General features: G+C 68.2%; 21 protein-coding genes and 1 other RNA gene. 7 read left to right on the forward strand and 15 right to left on the reverse strand.

Translation table 11 applies throughout. From position 1 onward, the window contains the following. Position 1: 1 nt before the first annotated feature. The 5 genes from U4Y91_RS30055 to U4Y91_RS30075 all read right to left on the reverse strand — a co-directional run bounded on the left by U4Y91_RS30055 (position 2) and on the right by U4Y91_RS30075 (position 5399). Positions 2-1027 (reverse strand): adenosine deaminase, encoded by a 1026-nt coding sequence (locus U4Y91_RS30055; protein WP_321808104.1) that lies wholly within the window; start codon positions 1025-1027, stop codon positions 2-4. Between the two features lie 18 nt (positions 1028-1045). Continuing rightward, positions 1046-2050 carry a xanthine dehydrogenase accessory protein XdhC gene (gene xdhC, locus U4Y91_RS30060; protein WP_321808105.1) on the reverse strand — a complete coding sequence of 335 codons (1005 nt, stop codon included), beginning with the start codon at positions 2048-2050 and terminating at the stop codon, positions 1046-1048. Positions 2051-2672: 622 nt separating this feature from the next. Continuing rightward, positions 2673-3185 carry a disulfide bond formation protein B gene (locus U4Y91_RS30065; RefSeq protein WP_321808106.1) on the reverse strand — a complete coding sequence of 171 codons (513 nt, stop codon included), beginning with the start codon at positions 3183-3185 and terminating at the stop codon, positions 2673-2675. A 149-nt stretch (positions 3186-3334) separates the two neighbouring features. Beyond that, entirely contained in the window at positions 3335-4711 is a 1377-nt protein-coding gene (locus tag U4Y91_RS30070; RefSeq protein ID WP_321808107.1) for an amidase, read from the reverse strand. 7 nt (positions 4712-4718) lie between these two features. Then, positions 4719-5399: a GntR family transcriptional regulator gene (locus tag U4Y91_RS30075; protein WP_321808108.1), complete on the reverse strand. Its 681-nt coding sequence runs from the start codon at positions 5397-5399 to the stop codon at positions 4719-4721. 279 nt (positions 5400-5678) lie between these two features. On the opposite strand from U4Y91_RS30075, the gene U4Y91_RS30080 reads away from it, so the two are divergent. Further along, a complete protein-coding gene (locus U4Y91_RS30080; protein WP_321808109.1) occupies positions 5679-6866 on the forward strand; it encodes a type 1 glutamine amidotransferase in 1188 nt (395 codons plus the stop codon). 114 nt (positions 6867-6980) lie between these two features. Next, on the forward strand, positions 6981-7676 hold the full coding sequence (locus U4Y91_RS30085) for a DUF2968 domain-containing protein (RefSeq protein WP_321808110.1): 696 nt from the start codon (positions 6981-6983) through the stop codon (positions 7674-7676). Between the two features lie 80 nt (positions 7677-7756). Here the strand turns inward: U4Y91_RS30085 and U4Y91_RS30090 are convergent, their stop codons facing one another. Continuing rightward, the gene (locus tag U4Y91_RS30090; RefSeq protein ID WP_321808111.1) at positions 7757-8905 is read right to left on the reverse strand and encodes a hypothetical protein; all 1149 of its coding nucleotides are present in this window, start codon (positions 8903-8905) and stop codon (positions 7757-7759) included. A gap of 169 nt (positions 8906-9074) precedes the next feature. Between U4Y91_RS30090 and U4Y91_RS30095 the strand changes: the two genes are divergently transcribed. After that, positions 9075-10370, forward strand: a complete 1296-nt coding sequence (locus U4Y91_RS30095; RefSeq protein WP_321808112.1) for an MFS transporter — start codon at positions 9075-9077, stop codon at positions 10368-10370. Positions 10371-10446: 76 nt separating this feature from the next. Here U4Y91_RS30095 and U4Y91_RS30100 read toward each other — a convergent pair whose 3' ends face one another. Next, positions 10447-12285 (reverse strand): tetratricopeptide repeat protein, encoded by a 1839-nt coding sequence (locus tag U4Y91_RS30100; RefSeq protein WP_415750513.1) that lies wholly within the window; start codon positions 12283-12285, stop codon positions 10447-10449. A 130-nt stretch (positions 12286-12415) separates the two neighbouring features. Between U4Y91_RS30100 and U4Y91_RS30105 the strand changes: the two genes are divergently transcribed. Continuing rightward, the gene (locus U4Y91_RS30105) at positions 12416-14080 is read left to right on the forward strand and encodes an FAD-dependent monooxygenase (protein ID WP_321808114.1); all 1665 of its coding nucleotides are present in this window, start codon (positions 12416-12418) and stop codon (positions 14078-14080) included. Between the two features lie 8 nt (positions 14081-14088). Here U4Y91_RS30105 and U4Y91_RS30110 read toward each other — a convergent pair whose 3' ends face one another. The 4 genes from U4Y91_RS30110 to U4Y91_RS30125 are packed head-to-tail and all read right to left on the reverse strand — an operon-like array spanning position 14089 to position 19391. Beyond that, positions 14089-14340: a formate dehydrogenase subunit delta gene (locus tag U4Y91_RS30110; protein WP_321808115.1), complete on the reverse strand. Its 252-nt coding sequence runs from the start codon at positions 14338-14340 to the stop codon at positions 14089-14091. Positions 14341-14347: 7 nt separating this feature from the next. Further along, positions 14348-17299: a formate dehydrogenase subunit alpha gene (fdhF, locus tag U4Y91_RS30115; RefSeq protein WP_321808116.1), complete on the reverse strand. Its 2952-nt coding sequence runs from the start codon at positions 17297-17299 to the stop codon at positions 14348-14350. 17 nt (positions 17300-17316) lie between these two features. Next, complete coding sequence (locus U4Y91_RS30120; protein WP_321808117.1) at positions 17317-18894, reverse strand: formate dehydrogenase beta subunit; 1578 nt, start codon at positions 18892-18894, stop codon at positions 17317-17319. Beyond that, positions 18891-19391 carry an NAD(P)H-dependent oxidoreductase subunit E gene (locus U4Y91_RS30125; protein WP_321808118.1) on the reverse strand — a complete coding sequence of 167 codons (501 nt, stop codon included), beginning with the start codon at positions 19389-19391 and terminating at the stop codon, positions 18891-18893. Before U4Y91_RS30125 ends, U4Y91_RS30120 begins: the two co-directional genes overlap by 4 nt. 131 nt (positions 19392-19522) lie before the next feature. On the opposite strand from U4Y91_RS30125, the gene U4Y91_RS30130 reads away from it, so the two are divergent. The 3 genes from U4Y91_RS30130 (at position 19523) to U4Y91_RS30140 (ending at position 21664) form a co-directional block, all read left to right on the forward strand. After that, positions 19523-20629: a substrate-binding domain-containing protein gene (locus U4Y91_RS30130; protein WP_321808119.1), complete on the forward strand. Its 1107-nt coding sequence runs from the start codon at positions 19523-19525 to the stop codon at positions 20627-20629. Positions 20630-20730: 101 nt separating this feature from the next. Continuing rightward, on the forward strand, positions 20731-21000 hold the full coding sequence (locus tag U4Y91_RS30135; protein ID WP_321808120.1) for a hypothetical protein: 270 nt from the start codon (positions 20731-20733) through the stop codon (positions 20998-21000). A gap of 310 nt (positions 21001-21310) precedes the next feature. Further along, entirely contained in the window at positions 21311-21664 is a 354-nt protein-coding gene (locus U4Y91_RS30140) for a DUF4148 domain-containing protein (protein ID WP_059599002.1), read from the forward strand. A 270-nt stretch (positions 21665-21934) separates the two neighbouring features. On the opposite strand, the gene ssrA is transcribed toward U4Y91_RS30140, so the two are convergent. The 4 genes from ssrA to ompA form a co-directional block, all read right to left on the reverse strand. Next, positions 21935-22304: a transfer-messenger RNA gene (ssrA, locus tag U4Y91_RS30145) on the reverse strand. Between the two features lie 17 nt (positions 22305-22321). After that, a complete protein-coding gene (gene gph, locus U4Y91_RS30150) occupies positions 22322-23038 on the reverse strand; it encodes a phosphoglycolate phosphatase (RefSeq protein WP_321808121.1) in 717 nt (238 codons plus the stop codon). Between the two features lie 13 nt (positions 23039-23051). Next, positions 23052-23750, reverse strand: a complete 699-nt coding sequence (ubiG, locus tag U4Y91_RS30155) for a bifunctional 2-polyprenyl-6-hydroxyphenol methylase/3-demethylubiquinol 3-O-methyltransferase UbiG (RefSeq protein ID WP_321808122.1) — start codon at positions 23748-23750, stop codon at positions 23052-23054. Positions 23751-23902: 152 nt separating this feature from the next. After that, positions 23903-24574: an outer membrane protein OmpA gene (gene ompA, locus U4Y91_RS30160; RefSeq protein WP_044844842.1), complete on the reverse strand. Its 672-nt coding sequence runs from the start codon at positions 24572-24574 to the stop codon at positions 23903-23905. Between the last annotated feature and the right edge of the window lie 476 nt (positions 24575-25050).

Below are 25050 nucleotides of genomic sequence, written 5' to 3' on the forward strand. Positions count from 1 at the left end.
GTCACGCGCCCTGCCAGTACGAATCGAGACGCGCGATCAGCGCATCGCGCTGCGCGGCGTCGACGAACGACGCCTCGAAGCCGTTGCGAATCACCGCGTGCACTTCGGCGTCCGTCAGCTGCAGCCCGTCGACCGTCGCGAAGTAGTTGTCGTTGACGTAGCCGCCGAAATAGGCCGGATCGTCGGAGTTGATCGTCACCGCGACGCCGCGATCGAGCAGCGCCTTCAGCGTGTGCTTCGCCATGTCGTCGAACACGCACAGCTTCAGGTTCGACAGCGGGCACACGGTCAGCGCCGTGCGCGTACGCGCGAGGCGTTCGACGAGCGCCGCATCCTCGATGCTGCGCACGCCGTGGTCGATCCGGTCGACCTTCAGCACGTCGAGCGCTTCGTAGATATAGGCGGGCGGGCCTTCCTCGCCCGCATGCGCGACGAGCTTCAGCCCGAGCGCGCGCGCCTTCTCGAACACGCGCGCGAACTTCGTCGGCGGATGGCCGAGTTCGGACGAGTCGAGCCCGACGCCGATCAGCCGATGGCGATAGCGTTCGAACAGCGGCAGCGCGGCGTCGAACGTCGCGAGCGCATCTTCTTCCGACAGGTGGCGCAGGAAACACAGGATCAGCTTGCTCGACAGCCCGCGCTGCTCGGCATCGGCGAGCGCGCGGTCGATGCCGGCCACCACCGTCTCGATCGGCACGCCGCGTTCGGTGTGCGTCTGCGGGTCGAAGAACAGCTCGGTGTGGACGACGTTGTCGGCGAGTGCGCGTTCGCAGTACGCGGCCGTCATGTCGTAGAAGTCCTGCTCGGTCAGCAGCACGCTCGCGCCGGCGTAATAGATGTCGAGGAACGACTGCAGGTCGGTGAACGCGTATGCGGCGCGCAGTGCGTCGATCGATTCGTACGCGAGCTTCACGCCGTTGCGCTGCGCGAGCGCGAAAATCAGTTCGGGCTCGAGCGAGCCTTCGATATGGATGTGCAGCTCCGCTTTCGGAGCGCGGGCGATCTTGTCCTTGAATGTCGGGGTCATGGCGTTGTTCTTGGTCGGTCAGAATGTGGGGGAAGCCTGCACGGGTGCGTTCGCCTCGACGGCCTGCAGCAACTGCGCGGCCACCGAGATCGCGATCACTTCGGGTGCCTTGTCGATGATGCCTTCGACGCCGATCGGGCAGTGCATCCGCGCGACCTGGGCCGGGTCGATGCCGATCGCCGCCAGCCGATGATCGAACTGCACGCGCTTGGTGTGCGAGCCGGTCATCCCGAAGTACGCATAGTCGCCGCGCCGCAGGATGCGCTCGGCCAGCATGAAATCGAGTGCGTGGTCGTGCGTCATCACGACGAAGTACGCGTGCGGCGGCGCCGTGTCGACGGCATCGGCCGGGCTGGCAAGCGCGTCGATCGCGAGATTGCCGATCCCGGCGAGTGCCTCGGCCGGCGGGAACACCGCATCGGGGCCGTCGATCCAGCGCACGTGGCACGGCAGCGTCGCCAGCACCTTCACGAGCGCGGTGCCGATGTGCCCGGCGCCGAACAGCACGACGGGGAACGCATACGGCGCGATCGTTTCGGTCATCAACGATACACCGCCGGTTTCCCACAGCAGGCAATCGGCACGCGCGGCCGGCGATTCGGGCTCGCTCAGCAGCGGCGTGCCCGGCGAGGGGCCGAATGATACGCTACGCACGGTCGCGGCGCCCGCCGCGACGCGCTTCGCGAGCGACATGATCCAGCCGAGGTCGCCGACGTCGAGCCGCTCGAACGCGAGCACGACCGCGCCGCCGCAGCACTGGCCGAGGCTCGGGCCGAGCGCGAGCCGTTCGAGCCGGCGCGCGTGGGGCACGTGCGCGCCGTCCTTCAGCAGGTGCCGCGCGATCTCGATCGCCTTCCATTCCAGATGACCGCCGCCGATCGTATGGCGGGCCGTGTCGCGCGTGACGAGCATCTTGGTGCCGGCCTCGCGCGGCGCGGAGCCGTCGGTATGCGCGACCGTCACGAGCACGGCCGCTTCGCCGTGTGCAAGCAGTTGCTGCAGATCGCCGAGCCAGGCTTCCATCAGCACGCTCCGTTCGGGACGATTCGGCACGACGCGCGGCGCGGGCTGGCGGGCGCGGCGGCAACGAGGACGGACGGGAGCGAGGCGGGCCGGCCGCACGACGGGTTCAGTGCGGTGGCCGTGCGCCGAAGGCGCGCGCGAACGACGCCGCGGAACGTGCGGACGCCATGAGGGTGACGGATGCGGATGGTTTGCGTTGTCATGTTGAATCCAGTCGACATTGCGGATCGGGCGCGCGTTACGCAGGAGGTGAGACCGCCTGGCCTCGCGCACGTAGATCGCCATCCAGTCGCGAAGATAGCACCGCAAGGCGGCGGGAACATGGCCGGGCGGTGATCCGGGCTATCAGACAGCGATCATGTCGATCATAGGCCCGCCGCGCGGGATCGGGGCGCCGATGCGCGGGCGTCGGGCCGAAACGCATGCGTGGCGGGGCGTGCGCGCGGATGTCGCGCGACGCGCGTTCGCCCGGGAATCGGGGCGGCGGCGGGGATAGGTGTTTACGCGCGGCCGGCAGGGTGTGGCCGCATCGGGGCTGCGCCGGTGTCGTCGGCCGAGCCGGACGAAGCGGCCACGCGGCCACGCGGCCTCGACCGGTCGGCCGGATCGCGCGGCGCGGCGGTCAGCCCGCCAGCTTGCGGCGATGGCGCCAGAGGCTCGCGGCGACGGCAATCAGGATCACGGCGAAGCCGATCAGTGCCCAGCCGGGCAGCAGGATCCCGAAGATCGGCGGGTAGACCGTCTCGCACAGGCCGGCAACCTTGAACATGCCGGGGAACCACTGGGCGGGCGGCAGGCTGTCGACGATCGGCTGCAGCGTGTCGAAGCCGCAGCTGAAGCCCGGATTCATCTGGATCGACAGGTGCCGCGCGGCGGTGCCGACGCCGCCGGCCGCGGCGATCGCGATCAGCAGCTCGAGCACCCAGATGCCGCGCCAGTTGCGCATCCCCGCGGCCAGGAACGCGAAGATCCCGATCGCCGCGAAGAAGTAGCGCTGGATGATGCACAGCGGGCACGGATCTTCGTTCTTCACGTACTGCAGATACAGCGCGCCGGCCAGCAGGGCAATGCACACACAGCCGAGCAGCATCAGCAGGCGGCGTTCACGGCGGAGTGCGAGCGTGGAGTCGTTCATGTCGGCGGGATTCCTGTCGTTGGTCGGTCCGATAAACAATCGCGCGATTTTAGCGCGAACGATCTGGCACGAAACTGACAGCGCGCGTGCGGCACCCGGCCGCAGCCGCTTCGTCCGGTCCGTACCCCGCCGTCATGCCACGCGGGCGGTCACCGGATCGTGTTCAGCACGGCCTCGACCGCCTGGCCGATCGCGAGCAGCGCGTCGTCGCGATGCGGCGCGGCCGCGAGCATCAGGCCGACCGGCGCCGCGTCGCGCGGATGGCACGGCAGCGACAGCGCGCATGCGTCGAGGAAGTTGAAGGCGCTCGGATTGCGCAGGATCAGCGCATTGGTGCGCGTGAACGCGGCGTCGTCCGCTTCGAGTTCGGCGATGCGCGGCGGCACGACCGGCACCGTCGGCGCGACGAGCGCGTCGAAGCGCGCCCAGACGGTGTGTGCCGCTTCATCCAGCATCGCGTGACGGGCGGCGAGCAGGTCGAGATAGTCGGCCGCGCTCGCCGGCTCGCCCTTCAGGATGCGCGACAGCACGCGCGGGTCGTAGTGGTCGCGGTGCTGCGCGAGCAGCGGGCGATGCCACGCGTACGCCTCGATCGGCGAGAAGCCGAAGCGGTTGATGTCCGGCAGCCGGTCGAGCGCGGCAAAGCGCACTTCCGTGACGATCGCGCCCGCGGCTTCGAGGTGCTTCAGCGATGCGTCGAGCGCGGCGGCCACGTCGGCGTCGACGCCGTCGGTCACATAATTGGTCAGCACGCCGAGCCGCACGCCTTCGAGCGGCCGCGCGGCCGGCACGTGCGGTTCGAGGCCCGCGAGCATCCGGTCGACGAGTGCGCAGCAGGCAACCGTCAGGCCGATCGGGCCGAACGAGTCGAGCGTGGTCGACAGCGGCACGCCGCCTTGCGTCGGGATCCGGCTCGCGGTCGGCTTGAAGCCCGTCAGCCCGCACAGGGCGGCCGGAATGCGGATCGAGCCGCCGGTGTCGGTGCCGAGCGCGACGGCGGCCATCCCGTCGGCGACGGACGCGGCCGCGCCCGACGACGAGCCGCCGGAGATCCGTGCATCGCCCGGGACGTCGCGGTGGTACGGCGAGCGCGGATTGCCGAAGTGCGGATTCAGCCCGAGCCCCGAGAACGCGAACTCGCTCATGTTGGTGCGGCCGACCAGCACCGCGCCCGCGCGCTTGAGCCGCGCGACGGCGACCGCGTCGGCCTTGGCGGGCGGCGCCCCGTCGAGCACGCGCGAACCGGCGCGCGTCACCTGGCCCGCGACGTCGAACAGATCCTTCACCGATACGGGGATGCCCGCGAGCGGCGACAGCACGGTGCCCGCGGCACGCAGGCGGTCGTGCGCGTCGGCAGCCGCGCGCGCGTTGTCGGCGTCGACTTCGGTGAAGACGGCGGCACCCTGGCCGGCCGGATCGGCGATCCGGTCGAGCGCGACGTCGACGAGCGCGCGGCTCGTGGTCCGGCCGGCGGCGAGGTCGGCGGCGAGCTGGGCGAGCGGAGGGAAGGGCGTGAAGGTGGTCATGGGCGGCTCAGGGGCGAAGGTGTTGGACAAGGGTGGCGCGAAACGAATCGATATGGCGTTCGACGGCCGTGCGCGCGCCGGCGGCGTCGCGCGCGGACAGCCGCTCGAACAGTTCGCGGTGTTCGTGCTGGACGTCGGACAGGTGATGCGGCTCGGACAGCGTGACGAACCAGAAGCGCAGCGAGCGTTCGTGCAGCGCGCGCAGGATTTCCGCGAGCACCGTGTTGCGTGCCGCCGCGGCGATCGCCTGATGAAACGCGCGGTCGAGCTCCATCATGCCCTCGACGTCGTGCGAGTCGACGCAGGCCTGGCCGTCGTCGAGCAGCGCGGCCATGCGCGCGAGATCGTCGGGCGTTGCGTGGCGGGCGGCGAGTTCGACGCAATGCGCTTCGTTGATGCGGCGCACGTCGATCACCGCGACGATGTCGTCGAGCGACAGCGGTTGCACCATCAGCCCCTTGCGCGGCATCACGGACAGCAGCCCTTCGAGCACCAGCCGGTGGACGGCCTGATGGACGGGTGTGCGGCCGATGCCGGTGCGGGCCACGAGGTCGGCTTCGTTGATCGCGGCGCCCGGCTTCAGGCGCATCGTGATGATGTCGCGCTGGATCAGCGCGTACGCGCGGTCGGCGAGGCTGACCGCCGATGCGGCGGGCCGGTCGTGGAGGGCGTCGGTCAGGGCGTTCATGCAGGCGGGGGCGCGGTGGCAGGACAGGGCGCGGTCATGGCGCGGGCGATCGGGTAACGTGGACGATCCGTGAATATTATTGTGATATATCACAGCTGTCCAGTTCGCCCGGACGACCTTCGATACCGCCGAATGGAGTCCGGTGGCACGTCCGGCCGGGGATGCGACGACTTGCAACAATTTCGACAGGATGTTGCAGGTTTACCGCGCGATCGTGCACTGAAGCATAATGAATCCTCGTCAATCCAATACGCGCGAGCGACGTACCAGACCATCGTCATGAGCGAAAACACGCCTTCCCCGGCCGGTCTGCCCGGCACTTCTTCCGCTTCCACCGATTCCCCCCGTTCCGGTCCGGCGCCCACGCCGCAGGCGCCTGCCACGCAGGCTGCCGCTGCGCAGGTCGTCGCGGCGAATGGCGCAGCGCCGGTCACGGCGGCGTCCGAGCCGGGCGCCGCGGGCACGACGGGTGCCGCTGCCGAAGGCAGTGCAGCGCCGCCGAAACCCGGTGCAGCGCCGCCCGGTTTCGGCGCGCAGCCCGATTTCGACACGCCGCGTCCGCCGCCCGCGAGCGCGCAGAACGTGCCGCCGGCTTACCTGAAGCAAAGCGATACGCCGTGGTCGGTATTCGGCCGCATCATCGCGGCGCGCGCCCGCCGGATGTTCGATCGCGCCGGCCAGCGGATCACGCAGCGCACGCTGCGCATCGGCGTGTCGGCGCGGATCTTCCATCCGGAGCCGGGCGCGAAGGGGCTGCGCGGCAAGACGCTGCAGTACCTCGAGGAATCGATCGCGCACTGGGTGATGTCGCGCGACGTGCTCGTGTTCATGATCCCGACCGTCGGTCACCAGGGCATGCTGCACCCGAGCAACATCCGCCTGCGCGACTACGCGAAGCATCTCGACGGCCTGCTGCTGCAAGGCGGCGCCGACGTGTCGCCGCAAACTTACGCGGCGTCGGACGCGCGTCCCGAATGGCCGGGCGACCGCGTGCGCGACATGTACGAGCTCGAGCTGTTTCACGAGTTCGTCGAGTCCGGCAAGCCGGTGCTCGGCGTGTGCCGCGGCTGCCAGTTGATCAACGTCGCGTTCGGCGGCTCGCTGTACCAGGACATCGCGACCGACGTACCGACCGCGAATGCACACGTGAGCGAGCATTACGACCAGCATCGCCACGCAATCCGCTTCCCCGACTCGTCGACGCTCGCGAGCATGTTTCCCGGACGCAGCGAAGCGATCGTCAATTCGATCCACCATCAGGCGATCCGCGATCTCGGCCGCGATCTGAACATCGAGGCCGTGTCGGCCGGCGACGGGATCATCGAAGGCATTCGCTACCGGCGCGCGCCGTTCGTCGTCGGCGTGCAATGGCACCCGGAGTTTCATCGCGCGGGCGGCGCCGAACTGCTCGACTGCACGCCGCTGCTCGATGCATTCCTGCGCGCGGCACGCGAAACCCGCTTGTAGCCGGCGTTTGCATTGCCTCCCTGGAAGGCCGGCCGCATCCCGTTAAATTCGAGATGCGGCCGTTTCGTTTTGAACGATAATCGCGACTCCCGATTCGTTCGCCGGAGTCTGACGTTGGCCTTCCGAGATTTTTCCCCTGCACGATGCGCAACGTGGATCGTTGCGCTGGCCGCCTGCGTGCACGCGGGCGCGGCGTGGTCCGTCGACGCGACTGCGCCGGTCGCGGGCTCGCGCCCCGCGGTGACGAGCCTGCGCGGCGATGCGGCGACTGCGGCGTCGGCATCCGCCACGGACGCCACCGCGCAAGGCAACGTCGCCGAGCTCACGCAGATGCTGCACGACGGGCGAATCGTCGAGATGCGCACCACCTATAACGGCAGCTACGGCGCGAGCCTGATGTTCGATCCGCGCGAGATGACGTATTACGTCGCGCTGTTCCAGGACAAGCATCTGTGGCGCGTGGTCAAGTCGCAGGAGAAGACCCGCGCGGAAATGGTGTACGCGAACTTCGTCCAGCAGACGACGCAACTCGCGGACGTCGAAATCCGGCGCACCGAACTGCAGGCGCAGAAGGCGTTCCTCGAACGCGTGATCGCGCTGCAGGCGAATCGTGCCCAGCAATTGCAAGCAGACCTGAGCGTCGCGCGGAGCCAGCAGGCCGAGGTCGTGCAGCGGCAGAAATCGGCGCAGGAGCAGACGCAGGCGCTGCAGGTCGAGAAGCGGGCGGCGCAGCTGCAGTTGCGCGAACTGCAGGAGCAGGTACGGCAACTCGAGCGGCAGACCGAAACGGGGTTGCCCGCGCGCAAGTGACGAGCGGCCGGCCCGACGGATCGGTCGACGAACGAAACCCCGGCGCGGCTTGCTTCGCCGGGTTTTTTATTGCCCGCGCGTCAGCGGGTGAGCGTGGTCGGTGCGTCGGTCAGGCGATGGTGGGACAGGTGCGTCGTCCAGTCGAAGTCTGCGGCGGGCGCGTCGGCCGCCCATGCCGGGCGATCGGCGTGCAGCGCGTTCGCCATCGCGATCAGTGTGAGCGGATCGTCGAGCGATGCGTGCTGGTCGTGCCGGGTGTCCGGAACCGGCAGTGAACCGGCGCGACCGGGTGTTGGCATGCGCGATGCGACGTGCGTGATCGACGGGCGGCCGGCGAACCGCGGCGCGGAAGGCGGGTGGACTTGCGGGGCTGCCGTGTGCGTGCCGTTCGGTCGATTCGGCGACGGTGCCGCCGCGGTGGCGGCGCGTCGTACGTCCGGCGCTGCGTCGGCGAGTCGCGGCGAGGGCTCGAGCGCAGCGTCGCGTGCGGGCTGCGACGATGTGATAGGTGTATTGGCAACGGCCCGCGCCGCGCGGTGCGGTGCCGGCGTGATGGCCGGCGTGGCGGGCTCGGCCCCGGCGATCCGCACTCGACCCGTGAATTCCGTCGCGTGCTCCGGCACGGCGCCGGCATTTCGAATCACCGGCGAACGAGCGACATTCGGGAACGGTTCGTGGACGACGATCAGCCCGCCGATGATCGCGAGTGCGCCGATGCTCCAGCAGGCGGCATGCCGTGCCCGCCGGTCGTGTGCTCGACCGACGGCACGTGCGATGTGCTGATGCTGACCGGTGGCGCCGGCCGCAACGGCTGATACGCCCGCTGACGACGGCTGTACGGCGGCCAGCGGCTGCCAGCGGCAGGTGCGATGTGGCGCGTCGACGTCGATGCATGAAGTCGTCAACGTTGCCACGCAGCGCATGTCGGAGCGGCTGCCGGACGCGGCGCCGAACCGCCATTCGCGGCCGAACGGCGGCACGCCGTCGAGCGGCGCGACGCGAGGGCGGGCGATTGAGCCTTCGACGGAAACGAGGGGCGATGGAATCATGAGGGCGGTACGCGGTGCGACGCGGGCCGCGTGGCCGGCCGCGGCGCGGAGTGCGTCGCAAATCGTGACATTGTGGTCAGGCGATCGCGATCGGTCGATCGGATCAATCTGATTTTGATGCGCCTTTCGACGCGATTCGTACGAGCCGGACGCGGCGTCCGCAACGCCGGCCCGGTACAAGGCAATTGTCGGCTTCGCGTGGCATCATCCGCGAACCATGCCGGCATGCGCATCGTTGCGCGCGGCGCCGCCAGCTGGCAGCGATGCCAGTGCACGCCGGCCCGGGCGAGACACGCATCGTTGGATCCCCACGGCGCGCGGGTCGCGCCTTCCGAGCCGAGAGAACGACATGTCCACAGCCATACACGCCGTCGCGCAGGAATCAAAATTCCGTACCGTGTTCCGGGTCGTCAGCGGCAATTTCCTGGAAATGTACGACTTCATGGTCTACGGGTATTACGCGTCGGCCATCGCGAAAACGTACTTTCCGAGCGGCAACGCGTTCGCGTCGCTGATGCTGTCGCTGTCGGTGTTCGGCGCGGGCTTCCTGATGCGCCCGGTCGGCGCGATCGTGCTCGGCGCGTACATCGACCATCACGGCCGCCGCAAAGGGCTGATCCTGACCCTCGGGCTGATGGCGCTCGGCACGCTCACGGTGGCCGCGATACCGGGTTACGCGACGATCGGCGTGCTCGCGCCGGTGCTCGTGCTGCTCGGCCGGCTGCTGCAGGGCTTTTCCGCGGGCGTCGAGCTCGGCGGCGTGTCCGTCTACCTGTCGGAGATCGCGACGAAGGGCCACAAGGGGTTCTATACGTCGTGGCAATCCGGCAGCCAGCAGGTGGCGGTCGTGTTCGCCGCGTTCGTCGGCGTGCTGCTGAACCGCGCGTTGCCGGCCGAGGACATGACCGCGTGGGGCTGGCGCATTCCGTTCCTGATCGGCTGCCTGATCGTTCCGTTCCTGTTCCTGATCCGTCGTTCGCTGAAGGAAACCGACGAATTCCTCGCGAAGCGTCACCGTCCGACGATGGGCGAGATCATGCGTTCGATGCTCGAAAACTGGGGCGTCGTGATCGCCGGCATGGGGATGGTGATCATGACGACGGTGTCGTTCTACATGATCACCGCATACACGCCGACGTTCGGCAAGGAAGTGCTGCACCTGTCGTCGCTCGACGCACTCGTCGTGACCGTCTGCGTCGGCCTGTCCAATCTCATCTGGCTGCCGCTGTCCGGCGCGCTGTCGGATCGCATCGGCCGCCGCCCGGTGCTGATCGCGTTCACGGTGCTCACGCTGCTGTCGGCCTATCCGGCCGTGCTGTGGCTCGTGGCGGATCCGTCGTTCCTGCGGCTGCTCGCGGTCGAGCTGTGGCTGTCGTTCCTGTACGGCTCGTACAACGGCGCGATGGTCGTCGCGCTGACCGAAGTGATGCCGGCCGATGTGCGCACGGCCGGCTTCTCGCTCGCGTACAGCCTCGCGACGACGATCGGCGGGTTCACGCCGGCGATCGCGACGTTGCTGATCCACCAGACCGGCAACAAGGCGGCACCGGGGCTGTGGCTGAGTGTCGCCGCGATCTGCGGATTGATCGCGACGCTCGTGTTGTATCGCACGCCCGAAGCGCGCAACCAGTACAAGGCGGCCTGACGCCGCCTGCGTCGCATCACGTCGACTGAGAAAAGGGAACGCGCAGCGCTCCCTTTTTTTGTCTGCGCTCGGGCATTCAGGCGTCGCGCAGCGCGGCGGCGATCGCCGCCGCCACGTCGAGCCATTGTCCCGGTGCGGACTGGCGGGCGAGCCTCGCTCGCGGATACCACGGACAGTCGTCGCCGGTGAACCAGCGCCAGTCGGGTGCGAACGGCAACATGATCCACAGCGGCTTGCCGAGCGCGCCCGCGAGGTGCGCGACCGCCGTATCGATCGTGACGACGCCGTCGAGCCGTTCGATCAGCGCTGCGGTGTCGGCGAAGTCGTTCAGCCGCCCGTCGAGGCGATGCATGCGGGGATGCGCGTCGACGCGTGCCCGTTCGTCGTCGTCGAGTGCCGGCTGCAACACGATCCAGTCGATGTCCGGCAGCGCGAGCAGCGGCGCGAGCGCGTCGAACGGCATCGAGCGGTTTTCCTGTGCCTGCCGGCGTCCTGTCCAGGCAAGGCCGAACTTGCGCTTCGACTGGCCGCCCAGCGAGCCGCGAAAGCGCCGCTGCGTGCTGTCCGGCACGTCGAGGTAGCGTGTGCCCGCGACGATGTCGGCCGGCTGCAGGCCGAGCAGGAACGGCAGGCTCATCAGCGTGCACGCGAGGTCCTCCGCCGGCGGCTTCGTGGTGCCCTGCGCGACGAGCGTCACGCGCCAGCGTGCCGCGGCCGGTGTGAGCAGCGCGACGAGTTCCGGCTGCACTTCGAGCACGACGCGCGCGCAGCGTGCACGGGCGAGCGGCACGAAGCGGACGAACTGCAGCGTGTCGCCGAAGCCCTGTTCCGCGCGGATCAGCAGCGTGCGCGCCGCGATCGGCTCGCCTTGCCAGCGCGACAGCGTGCCGAGCGGCGTCGCGCCCGGCGTGTCGTGGCGCGTTTCGTACGCGGGCAGGCCGCGGGCGAAGTCGCCCAGCGTCAGCAGCGTGACGGCTCGGTGCAGCTGCGCGAGTTTCAGGTCGGGGGCGACGCGCAGCGCCTGGTCGAACGCGCGCAGCGCCATCTCGTGTGCGCCGAGTGCGTGATGCGCGTTGCCGAGGTTCAACCACGCGAGACTGAACGACGGATCGAGACCGACCGCGCGTTCGTAGTAGGGCAGCGCTTCGCGCTGGCGTGCCTGCGCGCACAGCGCGTTCGCGAGCCCGAAGAGGGCGAGCGGAAACGGCGGGTGCAGCGCGAGCGCGGCTTCGAATGCGGCGGCGGCTTCGCCATGACGGCCGAGCGCCTCGAACGTGTTGCCGAGATTGAAATGCGCGGCGACGAAGCGTGGCTGCGCGGCGATCGCTGCCTGGAAGTGTGCGATCGCGTCGTCGGCCCGGCCCATCGCGTTCAGCGCCATCGCGAGATTGTTGTGCGCGCCGGCATGCCCGGGCCGCAGCTCGAGCGCGCGATGGAACGCGGCGAGCGCATCGTCGTGACGGCCGAGCGCATTCAGCGCGTTGCCGAGGTTGTTGTGGATCGATGCGTCGTCCGGTGTGAGCCGGAGGGCGCGGGCAAACGCGTCGACGGCATCTTCGTGGCGCTGCAGTGCCGCATAGGCGTTGCCGAGGTTGTAGTGCGCGAGCGGAAATTCGGGCGCGAGCGTCAGCGCGTTGCGAAAGCGGTCGATCGCTTCGTCGAGCCGGCCGAGCGCCTTCAGCGCGTTGCCGAGATTGAGCTGCAGCGCGGCGTCGTTCGGGCGCAACTCGACCGCACGCCCGACGAGATCGGCCGCTTCGGCATGCTGGCCCTGCTGATGCCGCAGCACGCCGAACAGATGCAGCGCGTCGGCGTCGGCGGGATGGGTGGCGAGTGCGGCGCGATAGCCGTGCTCGGCCTCGGCGAGGCGGCCCGCGCGGTGCGCGGCATACGCTCGGTCGAATGCGGATTCCATGACGCGAAAACTGACGGAAAGCGCGTATTTTCCCACACTGCGCGCGCTCGCCCCAGATCGGCCGGTTGGCATATGGCCCCGTCACGCGGAGCGGCGTAGACTTGCACAATCGCGTGTCATCGAGGTTCTCATGGCTGACACACTGCTCGATATCCCGCCCGTGCTGATCGTCGGCGCCGGCCCCACCGGCCTTGCCGCAGCGATGAGTCTCGCGCGTGCCCGCGTGCCGGTGCGCATCATCGACCGGCTCGCCGTGCCCGCGCCGTATTCGCGCGCGATCGGCATCCAGGCACGCACGCTCGAACTGCTGGAGCAGCATCGCGCGGTCGAACCGTTTCTCGCGCTGGGTCATCGCGCCCATGCGGCCGCGCTGCATGCGGACGGCCGGGTGATCGCGCGGCTCGATTTCGATCCGCTTCAAACGCGCTATCCGTATCTGCTGTTTCTCGACCAGAGCATCACCGAGCGGCTGCTCGCCGAGCACCTGGCCGGGTTCGGCGTGACCGTCGAACGCGGCGTCACGCTCACCGCATGCGATGCGGGCGGACCGTCGCTCGACGTGACGATCCGCGATGCCGACGGTCGTGAACAGGCGTTCGCGCCCTCGTACCTGATCGCCGCCGACGGCGCGCACAGCACGGTGCGCCACCTGCTTGGCCTGGGCTTCGCCGGGCATGCGTTCGAGCAGACTTTCCTGCTCGCCGATTTCGCGGCGATACCCGACTGGCCGGACGAGGAGATCCATCTGTTCACGACGCCCGACGGCATCGCGGGGCTGTTTCCGATGGGCGGCGGCCGCTACCGGCTCGTTGCCGACCGGCCGCCCGGCAGCGACGCATCGCCCGACGGACTCACGCCCTCGACCCCGTCGCTCGACGAATGCGAGGCGATCGTGCGCGCGCGCGTCGGTGCGTCGATTGCGCTGAGCGATCTCGCGTGGTCGGCGTATTTCCGCCTGCATAGCCGGATGGTCGAGCGACTGCGTCACGGGCGTGTGTTCTTCGCAGGCGACGCCGCGCACGTTCACAGCCCGGCGGGCGCGCAGGGCATGAACACGGGCATCCAGGAAGCGTTCAATCTCGGCTGGAAGCTCGCGCGCGTGCTCGGCGCGGGCACGCCGGAGCGCCTGCTCGACACGTATCACGCCGAGCGCCACCCGATCGAGCGTGACGTATTGCGGCAGACCGGCCTCGTCACGCAGATCGTCGAAGCCGACCACGGCGCGATGAAGCTGCTGCGCGATCACGTCGTGCCGCTGCTGGCGTCGTTCGGGCCGGTGCGCGACGCGGTGCGCCGCACCGTCAGCGAGCTCGGCGTGCAATACCGGAAAAGCCCGCTCACGCTCGAACGCGTGCTCGACGGCGGGCCGCGCGCAGGCGAGCGCGCGCCCGATGCGCTTGTGCACGTGGTCGACGGGCCGCTCGGGCGGGCGCCCGGAACCGCGCGGCTATACGACCTGCACGACCCGGCGAGCTTTACGCTGCTGCTGCTCGAGGAACCGGCAGGTGCCGACGCTGGCGATACGGGCGCCGTGCCGCCGATACCCGAGGATGCGCAGGCGCTTGCGCTGGGGCTGGAGCGGATCATGCCGGGCGCCGTGCGAACGTGGCGCGTCGCCGATGCCGAAAGCGACGGCGCGGACGGGCTTGCGCAGGTATACGGCCGCTCGAGGCCGTCGTTCTACCTGCTGCGGCCCGATGGCTACATCGCGGTGCGCGGCCGTACCGCCACCGACGCGAACGCGCTGCTGCGCCACTGCGAAAGCTGGTTCGCGGGCATGTCGGTGCCCGCGTAGCGGGGTGCTCAGGCGCAGGCCGCGGCCGGCACGAGCGATGCGCGGTGCGCGGCGATCGCGTCGCGCACGATCGGCGCCGCGCGTTGTCCGGCCTCGCTCGACGGATCGTCGAGCGCGGCGAGCAATGCACGACGCATCCGCGGTTCCCAGAAGCGCCGGATATGCTCGGCGATCCCAGTCAGCGCTTCTTCGCGATCGGGCATCGATTCGAAGAATGCGCCGATTTGGTTGGCCATGTCGATCAGGTGTCCGTTGTCCATCGCGTCCTCACTTGCCCGTCGTCACGGCGGCCGGCGTGGCGGCGCGGCGCTCGAGCAGGTCGAGCTGCTCCGAGTTGAAGCGCGCATACGCGCGCTGCCAGTCCGACGGCTGCGCAACCGGCATCACCTGCACGGCCGTCACCTTGTATTCCGGGCAGTTCGTCGCCCAGTCGGAACTGTCCGTCGTGATCACGTTCGCGCCCGATTCGGGGAAGTGGAACGTCGTGTACACGACACCCGGCTGCATGCGGTCGGACACGAGCGCGCGCAACACGGTCTGGCCCGCCCGCGATTCGATGCCGACCCAGTCGCCGGTCCGGATTCCGCGATCCTCCGCGTCGTGCGGATGGATCTCGAGACGGTCCTCTTCGTGCCACTGCACGTTCTCGGTCCGGCGCGTCTGCGCGCCGACGTTGTATTGCGACAGGATGCGGCCCGTGGTCAGGATCAGCGGATAGCGCTGCGTGACCTTTTCCGGCGTCGGAATGAACTGCGTGATCACGAACCGGCCCTTGCCGCGCACGAACGCGTCGATGTGCATCGTCGGCGTGCCGTCCGGCGCCTGTTCGTTGCACGGCCACTGGATGCTGCCGAGCGCATCGAGCTTTTCGTACGACACACCCGAGAAGGTCGGTGTGAGCCGCGCGATCTCGTCCATGATTTCCGACGGATGCGTGTAGTGCATGTCGTAGCCGAGCGCCTGCGACAGCAGCAGCGTCACTTCCCAGTCCGCGTAGCCCGCGAGCGGCGGCATCACCTTGCGCACACGCGAGATGCGGCGCTCCGCGTTCGTGAACGTGCCGTCCTTCTCGAGGAACGTCGAGCCCGGCAGCAGCACGTGCGCGTATTTCGCGGTTTCGTTCAGGAAGATGTCCTGCACGACGATGCATTCCATCGACGACAGCGCGGCCGCGACATGCTGCGTGTTCGGGTCCGACTGGACGATGTCCTCGCCCTGGCAGTAGAGCCCCTTGAAGCTGCCGTCGAGCGCCGCGTCGAACATGTTCGGGATGCGCAGCCCCGGTTCCGGCTGCAGCGTGGCCGACCATGCCTGTTCGAACCGTGTGCGTACGACTTCGTCGCTGATGTGCCGGTAGCCGGGCAGTTCATGCGGGAACGAGCCCATGTCGCACGAACCCTGCACGTTGTTCTGGCCGCGCAGCGGATTGACGCCGACGCCTTCGCGGCCGATGTTGCCGGTCGCCATCGCGAGGTTCGCGATGCCCATCACCGTCGTCGAGCCTTGCGCGTGTTCGGTCACGCCGAGGCCGTAGTAGATCGCGGCGTTGCCGCCCGTCGCATAGAGGCGCGCGGCTTCGCGCACCTGCTGGGCCGGCACGCCCGTTACGTCGGCGGTCGCTTCGGGCGAGTTCTCGGCGCGCGATACGAAGTCGCGCCATTGCTCGAACGCGCGCGTGTCGCAGCGCTCGGCGACGAATGCGTCGGCGACGAGCCCTTCGGTGACGATCACGTGCGCGAGCGCGTTGACCATCGCGACGTTGGTGCCGGGGCGCAGCTGCAGGTGGTGCGTGGCCTTCACGTGCGGGCCGTCGACCACGTCGATGCGGCGCGGGTCGATCACGATCAGCTTCGCGCCTTCGCGGATGCGCCGCTTCATGCGCGAGCCGAACACCGGGTGCCCGTCGGTCGGGTTCGCGCCCATCACGACGATCACGTCGGACTGGCTGACCGACGCAAAGGTCTGCGTGCCGGCCGATTCGCCGAGCGTCGTCTTGAGGCCATAGCCGGTCGGCGAGTGGCACACGCGTGCGCAGGTGTCGACGTTGTTGTTGCCGAACGCGGCGCGCACGAGCTTCTGCACGAGGTAGGTTTCCTCGTTCGTGCAACGCGACGACGTGATGCCGCCGATCGAATCGCGGCCGTACTTCTGCTGCAGCTTGCGGAATTGCGTTGCCGCGTAGGTGAGCGCCTCTTCCCAGCTGACTTCGCGCCACGGGTCGGTGATCTTCTCGCGGATCATCGGCTTCGTGATGCGGTCCTTGTGCGTTGCGTAGCCCCACGCGAAGCGGCCCTTCACGCACGCGTGGCCTTCGTTTGCGAGGCCGTTCTTGTGCGGCGTCATGCGCACGACCTGCGTGCCCTTCATCTCGGCCTTGAACGAGCAGCCGACGCCGCAGTACGCGCAGGTCGTGACGACCGAGTGCTCGGCCTGGCCGAGCTGGACGACGGATTTTTCCTGCAGCGTGGCGGTCGGGCACGCGGCGACGCAGGCGCCGCACGATACGCATTCCGATGCCATGAACGATTCGCTTTCGCCGGCGGCGACGCGCGATTCGAAACCGCGCGCGGCGATCGTCAGCGCGAACGTGCCCTGCGTTTCCTCGCATGCGCGCACGCAGCGGTTGCAGACGATGCACTTCGACGGATCGTACGTGAAGTACGGATTCGATTCGTCCTTCTGATCGCGCAGGTGATTGGCGCCGTCGAAGCCGTAGCGCACTTCGCGCAAGCCCACCACGCCCGCCATGTCCTGCAGCTCGCAGTCGCCGTTGGCGGGGCAGGTGAGGCAGTCGAGCGGATGGTCGGAGATGTACAGCTCCATCACGTTGCGGCGCAGCGACTGCAGCCGGTCCGACTGCGTACGCACCTTCATCCCGGCTTCGGCGGGCGTCGTGCACGATGCCGGATAGCCGCGCCGGCCTTCGATTTCGACCAGGCACAGACGGCACGAGCCGAACGGTTCGAGCGAATCGGTCGCGCAGAGCTTGGGCACGTTGACGCCGGCTTCGATCGCCGCGCGCATCACCGACGTGCCGGCCGGCACCGTGACCGGCTGGCCGTCGATTTCGAGCGTGACGTCGGTATCGGCATGCCGTTGCGGCGTGCCGTAGTCGGTTTCGTCGAACGGATCGCGCGCGCGCGCCTGAGCGGCGCTCTTGCACGCGCATTGGCCCGAGCCGCAGCCGCCTTGGCGGACGTTGTTCGTGTCGAGGGACATGCAGGGCTCCTTCTGGGTCAGGCCGCAGCCTTGACCGGACCCGACGCGGCTTGCTTGCCGGCGGCGAGCCCGAAATCTTCGGGGAAATGGTCGAGCGCGGACAGCACCGGATACGGCGTCATCCCGCCCATCGCGCACAGCGAGCCGGCGAGCATCGTGTCGCACAGGTCGCGCAGCAGCGTGACCTGACGCTCCGACGTGTCGCCTTCGCGAATCCGCGCGATCGTCTCGACGCCGCGCGTCGAGCCGATCCGGCACGGCGTGCATTTGCCGCACGATTCGATCGCGCAGAACTTCATCGCGTATTCGGCGAGTTCGGCGAGATTCGACGTGTCGTCGTGCAGCACGATGCCGCCGTGACCGACGACCGCGCCGATCGCCGTGTACGCCTCGTAGTCGAGCGGCACGTCCCACTGGTGTTCGGGCAGGTAGGTGCCGAGCGGGCCGCCGACCTGGGCCGCGCGTGCGGGCCGGCCGCTGGCCGTGCCGCCGCCGTAGTCGAACAGCAGCTCGCGCAGCGTGACGCCGAACGCGAGCTCGACGAGGCCGCCGTGTCGGATGTTGCCCGCGAGCTGGAACGGCAGTGTGCCGCGCGAGCGGCCCATCCCGTAGTCGCGATAGAACGCGGCGCCGCGCGCGAAGATCACCGGCGCGGTCGCGAGCGTGATCACGTTGTTGATCACGGTCGGCTGGCCGAACAGGCCGGCGAGCGCCGGCAGCGGCGGTTTCGCGCGCACGACGCCGCGCTTGCCTTCGAGCGATTCGAGCAGCGCCGTTTCCTCGCCGCACACGTACGAACCGGCGCCCTTCGCGACGTGCAGGTCGAACGCATGCGCGGAGCCGAGCACGCGTTCGCCGAGCCAGCCGGCTTCGCGGGCACGCTCAATCGCCGTTTCGAGTGCCGCGATCGCATGCGGGTATTCGCTGCGCACGTAGATGTAGCCGAGCGTCGCGCCCGTCGCGATGCCCGCGATGATCATCCCTTCGATCAGGCAGTACGGGTCGCATTCCATGATCAGGCGGTCGGAGAACGTGCCCGAATCGCCTTCGTCCGCGTTGCAGACGATGTACTTTTGCGCGGCGCGCGCCTGTCGGACCGTGCGCCACTTGATGCCGGCCGGGAAGGCCGCGCCGCCGCGGCCGCGCAGCCCCGATTCGATCAGCTGCTCGCACGCGGCGTCGCCGTCGAATGCGAGCGCATTCTTCAGGCCGGCGAGGCCGTCATGCTTCAGGTAGTCGTCGATCGACAGCGGATCGGTCAGGCCGATGCGCGCGAACGTGAGGCGCTGCTGGCGCGCGAGATAGGGCAGGGCGTCGACGAGGCCGACGCCGCTCGGGTGCGTGCCGCCGTCGAGCCAGTTTGCGTCGAACAGGGCAGGCACGTCGGCCGCCGACAGATTCGCGTAGCCGACGCGCCCGGCGGCCGTGCCGACCTCGACGAGCGGCTCGAGCCACAGCAGCCCGCGTGAACCGTTGCGGATCAGTTCGATCGCGACGCCGCGCCGCTCGGCTTCCGCGACGATCGCGGCGGCGAGGGCGTCGGCGCCGAGCGCCAGCGCGGACGAATCGCGCGGAACGTAGATGCGGGTCGTCATGCGGCCTCCGGGGTGTGGGCGGCCGCGTCGGCGAGCAGGGCGTCGAACTTCTCCGGCGTGACCTTTGCGTGCAGCACGCCGTTGACCGTCATCGACGGCGATTGTGCGCACAGCCCGAGGCAGTAGACCGACTCGAGCACGACGTCGCCCGGCGCGTGTGCGTCGGCACCATCGCCGTGCGCCGCGTCGAACCGGCAACCCGTGCGCGCTTCCGCGTGCGCGGCCAGCGCTTCGCAGCCCATGCTGCGGCACGCCTCGGCGCGGCACATCTGGATCGTCACGCGCGCGGGCGGCGCGGTGCGGAAGTGGTGATAGTAGGTGAGCACGCCGTGCACTTCGGCGCGCGACAGGTTCAGCGCCTTCGCGAGCGGCGCGACGCAGCCTGCCGGCACGTAGCCGGCCTCGTCCTGGATCGCATGCAGGATCGCGACGAGCGAGCGGCCGGCGCGCGCATGACGCTCGACGAGCGCGTCGGGCGCAGGGGAATTCGGGGACATCGGTTGTGCTCCTCCAAAGTCTCATATGTGCCCATGATTCATATAGTGCACGCCGGGACTTCGTCCTGATTGATTTTGAGCAACGATAAGCGGAAGATTTCGCAGTCGCAATAGGAAATCGGAGTACATAATTGATTCGAATCGAATGCGACGCGTATCTGACCGTACGCGACACGGAGGGCCGCACGGCGAGCCTGTCGGATGTCGCCCCGTTGCTGGAGCTCGTGGCCGATACGGGCAGCATTGCACAGGCCGCGCAGGCGAAAGGGCTGTCGTATCGGCACGCGTGGGGCATGCTGCGGGCGCTGGAGGCGTGCGTCGGCGGCGAGTTGATCGAGACCGCGCGCGGCAAGGGATCGAGGCTGTCGGAGCTGGGGCAGGCGGTCGTCGACGCTCAGCGGCTCGCGCGCAGCCGTCTCGACGGGAACCTGCGCGCGCTGGCGGCCGAGGTGGCGAGCGACCTGAACCGGCGGCTCGCGCAGCGCGACGGCGCCGTGCGCATCCATGCGTCGCATGGCTATGCGGTTGCGGCGCTCGTTTCCGCGCTCGTCGATGCGCAGGCAGCCGTCGACATCAAGTATCGCGAGAGCGTCGAGGCCGTGCAGGCGCTCGCGCGCGGCGAATGCGAGCTGGCCGGCTTCCATCTGCCGCGCGGCGCGTTCCGCGAGCAGTGCGCGCAGATCTACCGGCCGTGGCTCGACGACACGCGTCACGTGCTGATTCATCTGACGCGTCGCCAGCAGGGGCTGTTCGTGCCGCGCGGCAACCCGAAGCAGGTCGGCGGGCTGGCCGATCTCGCCCGCCACGACATCCGCTTCGTCAATCGGCAGCCGGGGTCGGGCACGCGCATGCTGCTCGATCTCGCGTTGCGCGCGATCGGCATCGATCCCGAGCGTATCGACGGCTATGCGTCGGCCGAACTCACGCACTCGGCGATCGCCGCGTTCGTCGCGAGCGGGATGGCCGATCTCGGCTTCGGCGTCGAGCCGGCCGCCCGTCATTTCGGGCTCGATTTCATCCCGGTCGTCGACGAGGACTACTACTTCGCGTGCGAACGCGCGCAGCTCGACTCGCGGCCGCTCGCCGGCGTGCTCGCCTTGCTGCGCGATGCACGTTTCGTCGAGCGCGTCGCGCATCTCGACGGCTACGATCCGGCGGCGTGCGGGACGCTGGCCGGTATCGCGGAGGGCTTCGCCGGTACGGCCGCGGCCGGTGCGCCGGACGGCAATGCACGGTAACGGGAATGCACGCGAGCCGCGCTGCAGCAGTGAGGGATTTGCGCTACGCTTGCCGCTTGATCAACGTTCCAACAAGCACGCCGTTCAGGCGTCATCCCGCCATGAAACTTTCCGTTCCCTTCTCCGCGGCAGCGTTGACCGCAGGGCTTCTTGTCGCTGTTTCGCCGTTCGCGCTTGCTCAGAATTCCCCGGGCGTGCCCGGCGGCATCCTGAGCGAACAGTTCCGCCTGAACGAGCATCCGCAGATGCCGTTCGCGGCGTCGACGCCATCGCAGAAATACCAGAACGGCAAGAAGTCGGCATTGCGCCGCAAGGGCGATATGGGGGATCCGAACGGCTGCAACCTGAAGTGCCCGCTGGACACTCAATAAACAAACGCAGGCGCGCCGGGCCGTCGTCGACGCGTTTGTCCGGCCGCGCTGCGCCGATGCCGCGCGGTTCTTTTCGAGCCCCGCAGGGCGTGCTGCCTTGCGGGGCTCGTTGCTTTATGGCCGGTCGTGGTCCAGTGCGATCGCGCGATGCCGGATCGGGCGTCTATTGATCTAGGGTTAACCCGTAATTCAGGAAGGATGTCTTCCTGAAACCTGCCTTATTCTTAAGCATCCGCCTACATAAACTTCGGTTTGTCAGCGATGAACGGGTGTTCACCGCGAAATCAGACAAATCTGGAGGTAGGTCATCATGAAGTCGCTCGTTCAAGCCGTTGTCGTTGCTGCCGCTCTCGTTGCTCCGGTCGTTTCGTTCGCGCAGTCCGGCTCGGCACTCACGCGCGCACAGGTTCGCGCCGAACTGGTTCAGCTCCAGCAGGCCGGTTACAACACCGCCCGCGGCGAAGATCCGCACTATCCGGAAGCGATCCAGGCCGCCACGGCGCGTGTTGCAGAGCAGCAGCGCAGCGCGTTGGCCCAGGCGCAAGGCGCCGACGCCAGCGGCTACGGCGCGCAGGTGCAGGGCGCATCGGCAGCGGGCTCGCGTGCGATCGGCGTGCGTCCGGCCAGCGCGGAAGAAATGAAGTCGCTGTATCGCGGCAGCTAAGCTGCGCATTGCCCGGCGGGGCCGCGCGGCGGGTGCGACGAGGCGTCGCGTCCCGGTCGCGGTGCCGGGCAGGGTGCCGTCCGCTGCGCTCAAGCGCCGCGCGGACGGCGCTGAACCTCCGTCACCTCCTGTCGCCGGCGTACCGGCGGCATTCCGCCTGGCCCGCCCGGGGCCGGGCGCTTTTTCGGAAGGCGCGGGAGGCGGGCGCACCGGCAACAAAAAACCCCGCAGACTTGCGTCGTGCGGGGTTCGTGCGTCAAGCGCGGAATTTGGTGGAGGCGGCGGGAATCGAACCCGCGTCCAGAAGCGCTCCACGACTAGTTCTACATGTTTAGTTCAGTCATTTGATTTAACCGCAGCGACGCGGACGAACACGCTGCACTACGGCGATTCGCTAGGTTTTCGACCCTGGCGTCGCGACGCCGACAGGGCTTAACTGACGTAAATGACCTCTGGCGGTATTGCTACCGGTCTTGCGACACTAGCCCGTCAGTGAACTAGGCAGAGGACGGCGGCCGTTAGGCTGCCAGTGCGAACGTATCGTCGTTTGCAGTTACGATTTTCCCATTGATTAACGAGGTGACGGGTCCTCGACATGCCCTAGCCGCTTCACAACCCCTGTCGAAACCAGGTCGCCCCCGCGGATAAGATCAATCATTATAGCCCAACATCGCGCAGCAGTTCGCGCAGTTCCTGCGTCGAGCCGACGAGATGCTGCGCCTGCCAGTCGGCCGGCGCGGCGCCGTCGCCGCAGTAGCCATAGGCAGCCGCGACGGTTGCCATCCCTGCCGCGCTGCCGGCCTGGATGTCGCGAAGATCGTCGCCGACATAGACGATGCGCTCGGGCGCGAGCGTCATCTGTCCGGCCGCGTGCAGCAGCGGGGCCGGATGCGGTTTCGAGTGCGGCGTTGTGTCGCCCCCGACGATGCAGGCCGCGCGCGGCGCAAGGCCGAGCAGGTCGGCGAGCGGCGCGGTGAGGCGCATCGCCTTGTTCGTGACGATGCCCCAGCGCACGCCGCGCGCATCGAGTTCGTCGAGCACGTCGCCGATGCCGGGGAACAGCACGGTGTGCACGCAGATGTCCGTCGCGTAATTGGTCAGGAACTCGTCGCGCATCGCTTCGTAGCCGGCCGATTGCGTGTCGATGCCGAATGCACCGCCGAGCAGGCCGCGCGCACCGGCCGATGCCAGCGGCCGCAGCACGTCGAGCGACGTTTCGGGCAGGCCGCGCACGCGCTGCATCTTGTTGACGGCGGCGGCGAGATCGGGCGCCGTGTCGGCGAGCGTGCCGTCGAGGTCGAACAGCACGGCATCGCAGTGCAGCAGGCGCGGCTCGTCGAGTGCGGGCCGCCCGGTCGAAAGGGGAGTCGTCATGCCGGTCGGAAGGTCACGCGCCGCGGCGGCACGCGACGAGATAGTTGATGTCGGTGTCGTTCGACAGCGCGAATCGCTTGCCGATCGGGTGATAGGTGATGCCCTTGATCTCCACGATATGCAGATCGGTCCCGCGCACGAAGCTCGCCAGTTCCGACGGGCGGATGAAGCGCGCGTAGTCGTGGGTGCCCTTCGGCAGCATCTGCGCGATGTACTCCGCACCGATCACTGCGAACAGGTAGGACTTCAGGTTGCGGTTCAGCGTGGAGAAGAACACCCAGCCGCCCGGCTTCACGAGCGTCGCGCACGCGGCGACGACGCCGGCCGGCGACGGGACGTGCTCGAGCATTTCCATGCACGTGACGACGTCATAGGTGCCCGGCTCGCGTTCGGCAATCGCTTCGGCGGCGATCGCCTCGTAATCGACCGTGATGCCGCTTTCGAGGCTGTGCAGGTCGGCGACGCCGAGCGCTTCGGTCGACAGGTCGATGCCTTTCACCTGCGCGCCGAGTCCGGCCATCGATTCGGACAGGATGCCGCCGCCGCAGCCGATATCGAGCGCGCGCTTGCCGGCGAGGTGCGCATGCGCATCGATCCAGCCGAGCCGGACCGGGTTCAGGTCGTGCAGGGGCTTGAATTCGGCATTCGGATCCCACCACCGATGGGCGAGGTCGCTGAATTTCTGGAGTTCGTGCGGATCGGCGTTGGTCATGTCGGCAAACGGGCTACGGAAGGAGGGCGATGCGTCGGTACGTCAGCCCCGAGTATATAAGGGGGCGCACAACGAGGCCAGCGAGCGCCTGGGCGGGCGTCAAAGAAAAAGCCCCGCCGGAGCGGGGCTTTGAAGCAGTCGAAAACCGCGGCTTACTGTGCCGGAACGGTCGTCTTCTGGACTTCTTGCGTACCGACCACTTCGACTTCCACGCGGCGGTCCGGTGCGAGGCAGGCGATCAGTTGCTTGCGGTTCTTCTGGTTGCAGCCGGTCGTGACCGGGTTGCGCTTGCCCTTGCCTTCCGTGTAGATCTTGTTGGCCGGGACACCCTTGCTGACCAGGTACGACTTGACTGCTTGCGCACGGCGCAGCGACAGACGGTCGTTGTACTTGTCCGAACCGATGCGGTCCGTGTAGCCCGTAGCGACGACCACTTCCGTGTTCATGCCTTGGATCTTCGAAGCCAGTTCGTCCAGCTTTTGCTTGCCCAGCGGCTTGAGCGTTGCCTTGTCGAAGTCGAACAGTGCGTCGGCTTGATACGTGATCTTCTGGCTCGTGATTGCCGGAGCAACCGGTGCGACCGGAGCCGGTGCCGGTGCCTGGGCGACCAGTGCGCCATCGCACTTCGCGTTGGCGGTGGCCGGCGTCCAGAACGCGTCACGCCAGCAGAGCTCGTTCGTGCCGTTCATCCACACCCATTCGCCCGTGCCGTTCACCCAGTTGTCGTTGACGGCTTGACGCGACGCCGGCACCGACTGTGCCGAAGCGGATGCAGCCATAACTGCGGTAGCTGCAATGAACGCGAGCTTTGAAAGTTTATTCATATTTCTCCTCTCGAAATTGAGATTACCGCAGGTTTACTGCGAGCCTGTTGACGGTGACAAGTCATACATTGCTCGAAGTATAACATTGGTGCGGCACAAAAAACGCGGCACCGCTCTGTGTAGACTTCGAGCAGCGTCTAACTTTCAGTGCGTTGGCATTTTGCCATATCGTTCCCTTCCTACGAAAAAAAATCCTCCCCACCCTAAGATCGCTCCAACTTTGTGGTGCATGCGCAACACCGGCCTGCCGCAACTTTTAGAGATTGTCAAGAGCGGGTCCGAGAAATTGCGTGAAAGGCCGCAAATGTTTACTCGCGTGCGTGACTCGGACCCGCGCGGTCCCCGAGCCACCTGAAGGGGCGCGATCGCGGCCGGTTCGCGGTGCCGCTGCCGTGGTCGCGATTTTTGCTGTTTACATATAGAGGGGGTGGCGAATCGGCGGCTGATGGGCGCATGTTAGAATCTCGCGTTGCGTT

This window comes from Burkholderia sp. BCC1993 (assembly GCF_905339865.1).
Lineage (GTDB): Bacteria > Pseudomonadota > Gammaproteobacteria > Burkholderiales > Burkholderiaceae > Burkholderia.

Coding starts and splice junctions, on each gene's coding strand:
- ubiG (WP_321808122.1), bottom strand. CDS start 23,750: ATGACCAACGCCGATCCGCACGAACTCCAGAAATTCAGCGACCTCGCC.
- xdhC (WP_321808105.1), bottom strand. CDS start 2,050: ATGGAAGCCTGGCTCGGCGATCTGCAGCAACTGCTTGCACACGGCGAA.
- U4Y91_RS30070 (WP_321808107.1), bottom strand. CDS start 4,711: ATGACCACCTTCACGCCCTTCCCTCCGCTCGCCCAGCTCGCCGCCGAC.
- U4Y91_RS30140 (WP_059599002.1), top strand. CDS start 21,311: ATGAAGTCGCTCGTTCAAGCCGTTGTCGTTGCTGCCGCTCTCGTTGCT.
- U4Y91_RS30075 (WP_321808108.1), bottom strand. CDS start 5,399: ATGAACGCCCTGACCGACGCCCTCCACGACCGGCCCGCCGCATCGGCG.
- U4Y91_RS30125 (WP_321808118.1), bottom strand. CDS start 19,391: ATGTCCCCGAATTCCCCTGCGCCCGACGCGCTCGTCGAGCGTCATGCG.
- U4Y91_RS30100 (WP_415750513.1), bottom strand. CDS start 12,285: ATGGAATCCGCATTCGACCGAGCGTATGCCGCGCACCGCGCGGGCCGC.
- U4Y91_RS30080 (WP_321808109.1), top strand. CDS start 5,679: ATGAGCGAAAACACGCCTTCCCCGGCCGGTCTGCCCGGCACTTCTTCC.
- U4Y91_RS30135 (WP_321808120.1), top strand. CDS start 20,731: ATGAAACTTTCCGTTCCCTTCTCCGCGGCAGCGTTGACCGCAGGGCTT.
- U4Y91_RS30120 (WP_321808117.1), bottom strand. CDS start 18,894: ATGACGACCCGCATCTACGTTCCGCGCGATTCGTCCGCGCTGGCGCTC.
- U4Y91_RS30110 (WP_321808115.1), bottom strand. CDS start 14,340: ATGGACAACGGACACCTGATCGACATGGCCAACCAAATCGGCGCATTC.
- gph (WP_321808121.1), bottom strand. CDS start 23,038: ATGACGACTCCCCTTTCGACCGGGCGGCCCGCACTCGACGAGCCGCGC.
- U4Y91_RS30105 (WP_321808114.1), top strand. CDS start 12,416: ATGGCTGACACACTGCTCGATATCCCGCCCGTGCTGATCGTCGGCGCC.
- U4Y91_RS30065 (WP_321808106.1), bottom strand. CDS start 3,185: ATGAACGACTCCACGCTCGCACTCCGCCGTGAACGCCGCCTGCTGATG.
- fdhF (WP_321808116.1), bottom strand. CDS start 17,299: ATGTCCCTCGACACGAACAACGTCCGCCAAGGCGGCTGCGGCTCGGGC.
- U4Y91_RS30055 (WP_321808104.1), bottom strand. CDS start 1,027: ATGACCCCGACATTCAAGGACAAGATCGCCCGCGCTCCGAAAGCGGAG.
- ompA (WP_044844842.1), bottom strand. CDS start 24,574: ATGAATAAACTTTCAAAGCTCGCGTTCATTGCAGCTACCGCAGTTATG.
- U4Y91_RS30095 (WP_321808112.1), top strand. CDS start 9,075: ATGTCCACAGCCATACACGCCGTCGCGCAGGAATCAAAATTCCGTACC.